The 8,464-nt window shown below is 62.5% G+C and carries 9 protein-coding genes; 1 reads left to right on the forward strand and 8 read right to left on the reverse strand.

Translation table 11 applies throughout. The features are described 5' to 3' along the window. Nucleotides 1–7 precede the first annotated feature (7 nt). Entirely contained in the window at nt 8–247 is a 240-nt protein-coding gene (locus APH30_RS11365; RefSeq protein WP_054912591.1) for a hypothetical protein, read from the reverse strand. A gap of 146 nt (nt 248–393) precedes the next feature. On the opposite strand from APH30_RS11365, the gene APH30_RS11370 reads away from it, so the two are divergent. After that, a complete protein-coding gene (locus tag APH30_RS11370; RefSeq protein ID WP_009684613.1) occupies nt 394–858 on the forward strand; it encodes a glycine zipper 2TM domain-containing protein in 465 nt (154 codons plus the stop codon). Nucleotides 859–932: 74 nt separating this feature from the next. On the opposite strand, the gene APH30_RS11375 is transcribed toward APH30_RS11370, so the two are convergent. The 7 genes from APH30_RS11375 to APH30_RS11405 all read right to left on the reverse strand — a co-directional run. Further along, nucleotides 933–2,540, reverse strand: a complete 1,608-nt coding sequence (locus tag APH30_RS11375) for an NAD(P)/FAD-dependent oxidoreductase (protein ID WP_009684614.1) — start codon at nt 2,538–2,540, stop codon at nt 933–935. 103 nt (nt 2,541–2,643) lie between these two features. After that, nucleotides 2,644–3,318 carry a COG3650 family protein gene (locus tag APH30_RS11380; protein ID WP_009684615.1) on the reverse strand — a complete coding sequence of 225 codons (675 nt, stop codon included), beginning with the start codon at nt 3,316–3,318 and terminating at the stop codon, nt 2,644–2,646. 208 nt (nt 3,319–3,526) lie between these two features. Beyond that, nucleotides 3,527–4,228 carry an ABC transporter ATP-binding protein gene (locus APH30_RS11385; protein WP_029887511.1) on the reverse strand — a complete coding sequence of 234 codons (702 nt, stop codon included), beginning with the start codon at nt 4,226–4,228 and terminating at the stop codon, nt 3,527–3,529. Continuing rightward, nucleotides 4,229–4,996 carry a high-affinity branched-chain amino acid ABC transporter ATP-binding protein LivG gene (gene livG, locus APH30_RS11390; protein ID WP_009684617.1) on the reverse strand — a complete coding sequence of 256 codons (768 nt, stop codon included), beginning with the start codon at nt 4,994–4,996 and terminating at the stop codon, nt 4,229–4,231. Further along, nucleotides 4,993–6,249, reverse strand: a complete 1,257-nt coding sequence (locus APH30_RS11395; RefSeq protein WP_009684618.1) for a high-affinity branched-chain amino acid ABC transporter permease LivM — start codon at nt 6,247–6,249, stop codon at nt 4,993–4,995. Before APH30_RS11395 ends, livG begins: the two co-directional genes overlap by 4 nt. Next, the gene (gene livH, locus APH30_RS11400; protein ID WP_008097482.1) at nt 6,246–7,169 is read right to left on the reverse strand and encodes a high-affinity branched-chain amino acid ABC transporter permease LivH; all 924 of its coding nucleotides are present in this window, start codon (nt 7,167–7,169) and stop codon (nt 6,246–6,248) included. The genes APH30_RS11395 and livH overlap by 4 nt, the downstream gene beginning before the upstream one ends. A 185-nt stretch (nt 7,170–7,354) precedes the next feature. After that, nucleotides 7,355–8,464, reverse strand: a 1,110-nt coding sequence (locus tag APH30_RS11405; protein WP_156326437.1) for a branched-chain amino acid ABC transporter substrate-binding protein, incomplete at its 5' end; no start/stop codon positions are given.

Genomic DNA, 8,464 nt, shown 5'->3' on the forward strand with positions numbered 1-8,464 from the left:
CGGTCTTTCAACGTGACCTTGAATACTCCACCGCCTCCCGTTGCAGCCAGCCTGCCAGTTCCCTGCGCTTCATCTTCGCCAGCCGCGCCTGCTCCAGCCTCTGCAGCATGAACGCGCGTTTGTGCGGATCAGCCCCTGCCAGCGACAACGCCAGGTCGCGGTCCATCCAGCGGCGCATGCGCACGTACAGCCACCCGTGGAAATAAAGCCCCGCAACGGTGGCCACCACGACGATGAAGTAATCCATGGCTATCCTTGGTCTCAATTGAAGCGCCATGGCACAGCCGCACTGGCTGTACCCCGGCTGAATGAAAACAACTTTATTGCGTTTGTACCGTGACAGCCGTCAATGTGCAGCGTCTAATAAGCACCTGACTTATGGAGATTTTACCCATGCGTAAATCCGCTTTGCTGGTGGCAACCTTTACCACCATGTCGCTGCTGCTAGGGGGTTGTGCCTCGAGCCTGACCGGCGATAGCTACTCCCGTGATGAGGCCCGCCGCGTGCAAACCGTACGGATGGGCACTATCGAATCCCTGCGCCCGGTCAAGATCGAGGGTACCAAGACCCCGATCGGTGGCGGCGCAGGCGCCATTGTCGGTGGTGTGGCGGGCAGCGCCGTCGGCGGTGGCCGTGGCAGCATCGTTGCCGCAGTCATCGGTGCCGTTGCCGGTGGCCTGGCGGGTTCCGCTGCCGAAGAAGGCCTGACCCGTACCCAGGGTGTCGAGATCACTGTGCGTGAAGACGACGGCAGCATGCGTGCCTATGTCCAGGCCGTGCAGGAAAACGAAATCTTCCGTGTGGGCGACCGTGTGCGCATCATGACTGTTGACGGCACCAGCCGCGTTTCGCACTGAGCGTAGCGCAGCCAAACAAAACCCCGACTGGCGACTGCCAGCCGGGGTTTTTTTATGCTTCAGGCTGACCCCCGTCAAAGGCCCAGCATGTCCCGCGCTACCGCTTCGGCAATGCGAATGCCGTCGACCCCTGCCGACAGGATGCCACCGGCATAACCTGCGCCTTCGCCGGCTGGGAACAGCCCCTTGAGGTTCAGGCTCTGATAGTCCTCGCCCCGGGTGATGCGCAGCGGCGACGAGGTCCGTGTTTCGATCCCGGTCAACACCGCATCAGGCAGGTTGTAGCCCTTGATCTGCCGGTCGAATGCCGGCAGTGCCTCGCGGATCGCCTCGATGGCGAACGCCGGTAGGCTTGGTGCCAGATCGCCCAGGGTCACGCCCGGCTTGTAGGATGGCTCGACACTGCCCAGCGCGGTCGACGGCCGCCCCGCAACGAAGTCACCCACCAGCTGTGCCGGCGCCTGGTAGTTGCTGCCCCCCATCACGTAGGCATGGGCCTCCAGGCGCTCCTGCAATTCGATACCGGCCAGCGGGCTGCCTGGGTAGTCGCGTTCGGGGTCGATACCGACGACGATGCCGGAGTTGGCGTTGCGCTCGTTACGCGAGTACTGGCTCATGCCGTTGGTGACTACCCGGCCCGGTTCGCTGGTTGCGGCGACCACGGTGCCGCCCGGGCACATGCAGAAGCTGTATACCGAACGGCCGTTACTGGCGTGGTACACCAGTTTGTAGTCGGCAGCCCCCAGTTTCGGGTGACCGGCGTATTTGCCCAGGCGCGCCTTGTCGATGAGCGTTTGCGGGTGCTCGATGCGAAAGCCCACCGAGAATGGCTTGGCTTCCATGTACACGCCTTTGGCATGCAGCATGCGGAAGGTGTCGCGGGCACTGTGGCCCAGGGCCAGAACCACATGGCGCGAGTGCAGTTGCTCGCCGCTTTCCAGCACCACGCCGGTCAACTGGCCATCTTCGATCAGCAGGTCGGTGACCTTTTCCTGGAAGCGCACTTCGGCCCCGAGGGCGATCATGTCCTGACGCATCTGCTCGACCATGCCGGTCAGGCGGAAGGTGCCGATGTGCGGCTTGTTGATGTACAGGATCTCGTCGGGCGCACCGGCCTTGACGAACTCTTCCAGCACTTTGCGGCCGTGGTGCTGCGGGTCCTTGATCTGGCTGTACAGCTTGCCGTCCGAGAAGGTGCCGGCGCCGCCTTCGCCGAACTGCACATTGGACTCGGGGTTGAGCACGCTCTTGCGCCACAGGCCCCAAGTGTCCTTGGTGCGCTGGCGCACTTCCTTGCCGCGTTCGAGGATGATCGGCTTGAAGCCCATCTGCGCCAGCAGCAGGCCGGCAAAAATGCCGCACGGGCCAAAGCCGACCACGATCGGGCGTTCCTGCAGGCCGGCCGGGGCCTGGCCAACGAACTTGTAGGTCACGTCGGGGGCAGGGCCGATGTTGCGATCATCGGCGAACTTGGCAAGCAGCTCGGCTTCGTTGCTGGCTTGCAGGTCGATGGTGTAGATGAACAGCAGCTCGCTGTTCTTCTTGCGCGCATCGTAGCTGCGCTTGAACAGGTTGAAGCTGAGCAGTTGCTCGTCGCGGATGCCCAGGCGCTGGACGATGGCGTCACGCAGCGCTTCGTCGGGGTGGTCCAGGGGCAGCTTCAGTTCGGTGATTCGTAGCATGGCAGGGTCCAGTATCCCGGCCATGGGCGGCCGGCGGCTTTACACAAACCGCCAAGTATAAGCTGTTAGCCGCCTTGACTGGCAGGATAAAAGCGCCCGGTGATCAGTTGTCGCGTGCGCCGCCGTAGTAGCCGCAGCCTTGCAAGGTCTTGCCGTCGATGCGCAATTCGGCACGCAGGTGGTCAACGGCCCCAGTGGCGCTGTCTACGCAGCGTTGTGGTGCGACCCACAGTTCCACATGCTGACCGTTGGCTTCGCTGGTCAGGGTCAGGCCGCCACCGGGGACTTCTTCTTCAAGGAATGGCAGGGGCAGGGGCGCTTGACCCACGCGGTTGAGCACCATGCCCTTGCCACTGGCCTTGACGTCCCAGCCCGGCTCGTGGCCGCTGGCGCGCAGGGTCAGTTGCCTGAAATTGGGGTCTTCGCAGGCGCGGGTGGACGGTTCCAGGCGGTACAGGCGACGCACTTCCAGCTGGCCGTCGCTATTGGCCTGTTTGCTGCCGGTGAGGCGGCCGCGCACATCGGCGAACAGCTTGTCATTGGCACCCTTGGCCAGGTTGGCGGCTTCTTGCAGGATGCCGGTGGCGCCAACGTCATTGATCACGAAGGTACGGTTTTCGCTGCAAGGCTTGAACAGCAGCTGGCCACCGGCAGCGCGCAGTTCGCCCTGCATGCGCGTGGTACCGATGTTCGGGTCGCTGGGGGCGTCAGCCATCAGTTGGCAGCCGGCGAACAGGGGCAGCAGGGCGGTGAGCAGCAGGGTGGGGGTCAGGCGCATGGGGCGGGCTCCGGGATCTTTGCCGTGAAAGCTGGCCACGTTACGCAGGCTGGCGGTGGATCTCAAGTCAAGGGTTGCTCGCACAGGCGCCCACTGCCCTGAGGATTGCGGGTGGCTTGCAGGCGCTGGCTTGCCGGCGACGGGGGGCGATGCAGACAACACGTTCCTTGCAGGCAGAAAAAAGGGCCTGTGAAGGCCCTTTCCCCAATCAACCACCCAGATACGCGTCGCGCACCTTCGGGTCGGTCAACAAGGCTTCCCCGGTACCTTGCATCACCACCCGGCCGTTTTCCAGCACGTATGCCCGGTCGGCAATCTTCAGCGCCTGGTTGGCGTTCTGTTCCACCAGGAACACCGTTACGCCGTCACGGCGCAACTGTTCGATGATGTCGAAGATCTGCTGGATGATGATTGGCGCCAGGCCCAGCGAGGGTTCGTCGAGCAGCAGGAGCTTGGGCTTGCTCATCAGCGCACGGCCAATGGCGAGCATCTGCTGCTCGCCACCCGACATGGTGCCGCCACGCTGGGCGTAGCGCTCCTTCAGGCGCGGGAACAACTGCAGGACTTTGTCCAGTTGCGCCTGGTAGTCGCCTTTGTCGGTGAAGAAACCACCCATCGCCAGGTTCTCCTCGACGGTCAGGCGGGCGAACACGCGGCGGCCTTCCGGTACCACCGCAATGCTCTTGCGCATGATGTGCGAGGACGGCTGGCCGACCAGTTCTTCACCCAGGTACTTGATGCTGCCGCTGTGCGCCTGGGGTGAGCCGCACAGGGTCATCAGCAGGGTCGACTTGCCGGCCCCGTTGGCACCGATCAGGGTGACGATCTCCCCTTGGTTGATCTCCACGTTGACGCTGTGCAGTGCCTGGATCTTGCCGTAGAAGGTGGAAACGTTCTCGAACTTCAGCATTTACGCTTCCCCCAGGTAGGCTTTGATCACATCAGGGTTGTCGCGGATCTCCTCGGGCGTGCCGTGGGCCAGGGGGGTGCCCTGGTTGATCACCACGATATGGTCGGAAATGCTCATCACCAGCTTCATGTCGTGCTCGATCAGCAGCACGGTGACGTTGTGCGACTCACGCAGGTAGCCGATGAGGGCCTTGAGGTCTTCGGTTTCCTTGGGGTTCAGGCCAGCTGCCGGCTCGTCGAGCATGATGATGCGCGGCTGGGTCATCATGCAGCGGGCGATTTCCAGGCGGCGCTGCTGGCCGTAGGCGAGGGTGCCGGCGGTACGGTTGGCGAACTCGGTCAGGTTGACCTTTTCCAGCCAGTACTGCGCGCGCTCCATGGCCTCCTTTTCGCTGCGGCGGAAGCCCGGGGTCTTGAACAGGCCGGCGAAGAAGTTGGTGTTGAGGTGACGGTGCTGGGCGATCAGCAGGTTTTCCAGCGCGGTCATTTCCTTGAACAAGCGCACGTTCTGGAAGGTGCGAACCACGCCTTTACGGGCGATCTGGTGCCCGGCCAGGCCCTGGATGGGCTGGCCATCGAGCAGGATGGTACCGCCGCTGGGCTTGTAGAAGCCGGTCAGGCAGTTGAACACCGTGGTCTTGCCGGCGCCGTTCGGCCCGATCAGTGCCACCACCTGTTTTTCCTTGACGGTCAGGCCCACGCCGTTGACCGCCAACAAGCCGCCGAAGCGCATGCTCAGGCCGCTGACTTGCAGAATTTCGCGGCTCATCGACGCAGCTCCATGTGTGGACGTTGCATAGGCAGCAGGCCTTGCGGACGCCAGATCATCATCAACACCATCAGCGCACCGAACATCAGCATCCGGTATTCGCTGAACTCTCGCATCAGCTCTGGCAGCAGGATCATCACGATGGCCGCGAGGATCACGCCCAGTTGTGAGCCCATGCCGCCGAGCACGACGATGGCGAGGATGATCGCCGACTCGATGAAGGTGAACGACTCGGGCGTCACCAGGCCTTGGCGGGCAGCGAAGAAGCTGCCGGCGAAACCGGCGAAGCAGGCGCCCAGGGTGAACGCCGACAGCTTGATCACCGTCGGGTTGAGGCCCAGTGCACGGCAGGCGATCTCGTCTTCGCGCAGGGCTTCCCAGGCGCGGCCGATCGGCATGCGCAGCAGGCGGTTGATGACGAACAGTGCCAGCAGGGCCAGCAGCAGGGCCACCAGGTAGAGGAAGATGACCTTGTTGATCGAGTTGTACGGCAAGCCGAAGAACTCATGGAAGGTCTGCATGCCCTCGGCGGCACGGCGTTCGAAGGTCAGGCCGAAGAACTCCGGCTTGGGGATGTTGCTGATGCCGTTGGGGCCGCCGGTCCAGTCGGTGAGGTTACGCAGGAACAGGCGGATGATCTCGCCGAAGCCGAGCGTCACGATCGCCAGGTAGTCGCCGCGCAGGCGCAGCACCGGGAAGCCGAGCAGGAAGCCGAAGGTGGCGGCCATCAGGCCGGCGATCGGCAGGCATACCCAGAAGCTCCACCCCAGGTAATGCGACAGCATGGCGTAGCTGTAGGCGCCGACGGCGTAGAAACCCACGTAACCCAGGTCGAGCAGGCCCGCCAGGCCAACCACGATGTTCAGGCCCAGGCCTAGCAACACGTAGATCAGGATCAGCGTGGCAATGTCGACCGCGCCGCGTGAACCGAAGAACGGCCACACCAATGCGGCGACGATCAGGCCCATGATCACGTAGCGCTGGGTTTTCGGCAGGGTCAGGTAGTTGCTGACTGCCGGTGGGATCAGTTTGCGGTCCGAGCGGCGGCCCATCACCGCACTCCACTGCCGGTCGAACAGTACCCGCAGGAACATCAGTAGCGAACACACGGCAATGATGCTGATGGTGAACGTGCCTTGGCTGTGCACCACCAGGCTGATGCCGTCGATGCTCAGTTTCAGGCCCAGCACCGGGAAGGCCACGGCCCAGACCAGCAAGGCGCTGAAGAACGCCTGTTTGAGATTTCTGTTCATACTTTTTCAACCTCCGGGCGGCCCAGGATGCCGGTCGGCCGGAATAGCAGGACAAGAACCAACAAGCCGAATGCCACGACGTCCTTGTACTGGTCACCGAAGATATCGGCGCCGAACGCTTCGGCCACGCCCAGCACCAGCCCGCCGAGCATGGCGCCCGGGATGCTGCCGATGCCACCCAGTACCGCCGCCGTGAAGGCCTTCAGGCCCACCAGGAAACCGGCGTTGGGGTTGATCACCCCGTACTGCATGCTCAGCAGCACGGCCGCCACGGCTGCCAGGGCGGCACCGATGACGAAGGTGAGGGCGATGATGTTGTTGGTGTTGATGCCCAGCAGGTTGGCCATCTTGATGTCCTCGGCGCAGGCGCGGCAGGCGCGACCCAGGCGGGAACGGGAGATGAACAGTGTGAGCAGGGTCATGGCCACCAGGGTGACCACGAACACCAGGATCTGCATGTAGCTGATCAGTACCTCCTCCGCGCCACCTGGCCCGAACGAGAAGCTGCCGGGGATCAGGTTGGGGATGGACTTGTCCTTGGAATCTTGCGACAGCAAGACCGTGTTCTGCAGGAAGATCGACATACCGATGGCGGAAATCAGCGGGATCAGGCGGTTGCTGTTGCGCAGGGGGCGGTAGGCAACCCGTTCGATGCTGTAACCGTAGGCACTGGTGACGAAGATCGTCGCGACGAAGGCAACGGTCATCAGGATGGGCAGCGAGTGGATGCCCATCATGGCCAGGCCCGCCAGGGCGATGAAGGCCACATAGGAACCGATCATGTACACCTCGCCGTGGGCGAAGTTGATCATGCCGATGATGCCGTACACCATCGTGTAACCGATGGCGATCAAGGCATAGGTGCTGCCGATGGTCAATCCATTAACCAGTTGTTGGAAGAAATGGTAGATCTCAGGCATTACAGCGCTCCTAAAAACCTGATTTGCATTTCGCTGGCGAGGGTAAGGCCAGGAAACCGCGGGTGACGGTTTTAAGATTTTCAGGTGAGCCCGCCCCCGGATCGCGGGGGCCAGGCCCATGAACCTCGTAAAACAAAGCCCACTGCTCGCACAGTGGGCTTCTAGGTCAGCTATTAGTCACGCAGTTACTGAGGGGAGACTTCGGTCTTCGGCTTGCCGAAGTGCCATTCGTAGACCACGAACTTGAAGTCTTTCAGGTCGCCTTTGGCGTCGTAGGACAGCTCGCCGGTCGGGGTTTTGAAGGTGCCGGCGTGGATGGCCTCGGCCACCTTGTCGGTGTCTTCGGACTTGGCGGCCTTGATGCCTTGGGCGATCAGTTCCACAGCCGAGTAGGCAGGGAATACGAACGGGCCGCTTGGGTCCTTGCCGTCAGCCTTGATGGCGTCGACGATCTTCTTGTTCGCAGGGTCGGCGTCGAACGACTTCGGCAGGGTGACCAGCAGGCCTTCGGAGGCGTTCTGGGCGATCTGCGAGATGGAGTCGTTGCCCACGCCTTCCGGGCCCATGAACTTGGCTTTCAGGCCTTTTTCCTGAGCCTGGCGCAGGATCAGGCCCAGCTCTGGGTGGTAGCCACCGTAGTAGACGAAGTCAACGTTGTTCTGCTTGAGCTTCTGGATGATCGAGGAGAAGTCCTTGTCACCGGCGTTCAGGCCCTCGAACACGGCGACCTTGGTGCCTTTTTTCTCCAGGGTCTGCTTGACCGCGGTGGCGATGCCTTCACCGTACTGCTGCTTGTCGTGCAGTACCGCCACCACTTTCGGTTTGACGAAGTCGGCGATGTAGTTGCCGGCCGCCGGGCCCTGAGCGCTGTCCAGGCCGATGGTGCGGAAGATCAGCTTGTAGCCACGGGCAGTGATTTCCGGCGAAGTGGCGGCCGGGGTGATCATGATCACGCCTTCGTCTTCGTAGATGTCCGATGCCGGCTGGGTGGAGCTGGAGCACAGGTGGCCGATGACGAACTTGACGCCGTCGTTGACCACCTTGTTGGCGACTGCCACGGCCTGTTTGGGGTCGCAAGCGTCGTCGTATTCCTTGGCTTCAAGCATTTTGCCATCGACGCCACCAGCGGCGTTGATATCCTTGATGGCTTGCTTGGCGCCGATGAACTGCATGTCGCCGTACTGGGTCACAGGGCCGGTCTTGGGGCCGGCGATGCCGATCTTGATGGTATCGGCGGCAAACGAATGGCTGGCTACCCCGGCCAGTACCATCGCGGCGAACAGCTTGGAAATCTT

Source organism: Pseudomonas sp. NBRC 111127 (assembly GCF_001320345.1).
In the GTDB taxonomy this organism is placed as follows: domain Bacteria; phylum Pseudomonadota; class Gammaproteobacteria; order Pseudomonadales; family Pseudomonadaceae; genus Aquipseudomonas; species Aquipseudomonas juntendi.

Coding starts and splice junctions, on each gene's coding strand:
- APH30_RS11365 (WP_054912591.1), bottom strand. CDS start 247: ATGGATTACTTCATCGTCGTGGTGGCCACCGTTGCGGGGCTTTATTTC.
- livH (WP_008097482.1), bottom strand. CDS start 7,169: ATGCCTGAGATCTACCATTTCTTCCAACAACTGGTTAATGGATTGACC.
- APH30_RS11370 (WP_009684613.1), top strand. CDS start 394: ATGCGTAAATCCGCTTTGCTGGTGGCAACCTTTACCACCATGTCGCTG.
- livG (WP_009684617.1), bottom strand. CDS start 4,996: ATGAGCCGCGAAATTCTGCAAGTCAGCGGCCTGAGCATGCGCTTCGGC.
- APH30_RS11380 (WP_009684615.1), bottom strand. CDS start 3,318: ATGCGCCTGACCCCCACCCTGCTGCTCACCGCCCTGCTGCCCCTGTTC.
- APH30_RS11385 (WP_029887511.1), bottom strand. CDS start 4,228: ATGCTGAAGTTCGAGAACGTTTCCACCTTCTACGGCAAGATCCAGGCA.
- APH30_RS11395 (WP_009684618.1), bottom strand. CDS start 6,249: ATGAACAGAAATCTCAAACAGGCGTTCTTCAGCGCCTTGCTGGTCTGG.
- APH30_RS11375 (WP_009684614.1), bottom strand. CDS start 2,540: ATGCTACGAATCACCGAACTGAAGCTGCCCCTGGACCACCCCGACGAA.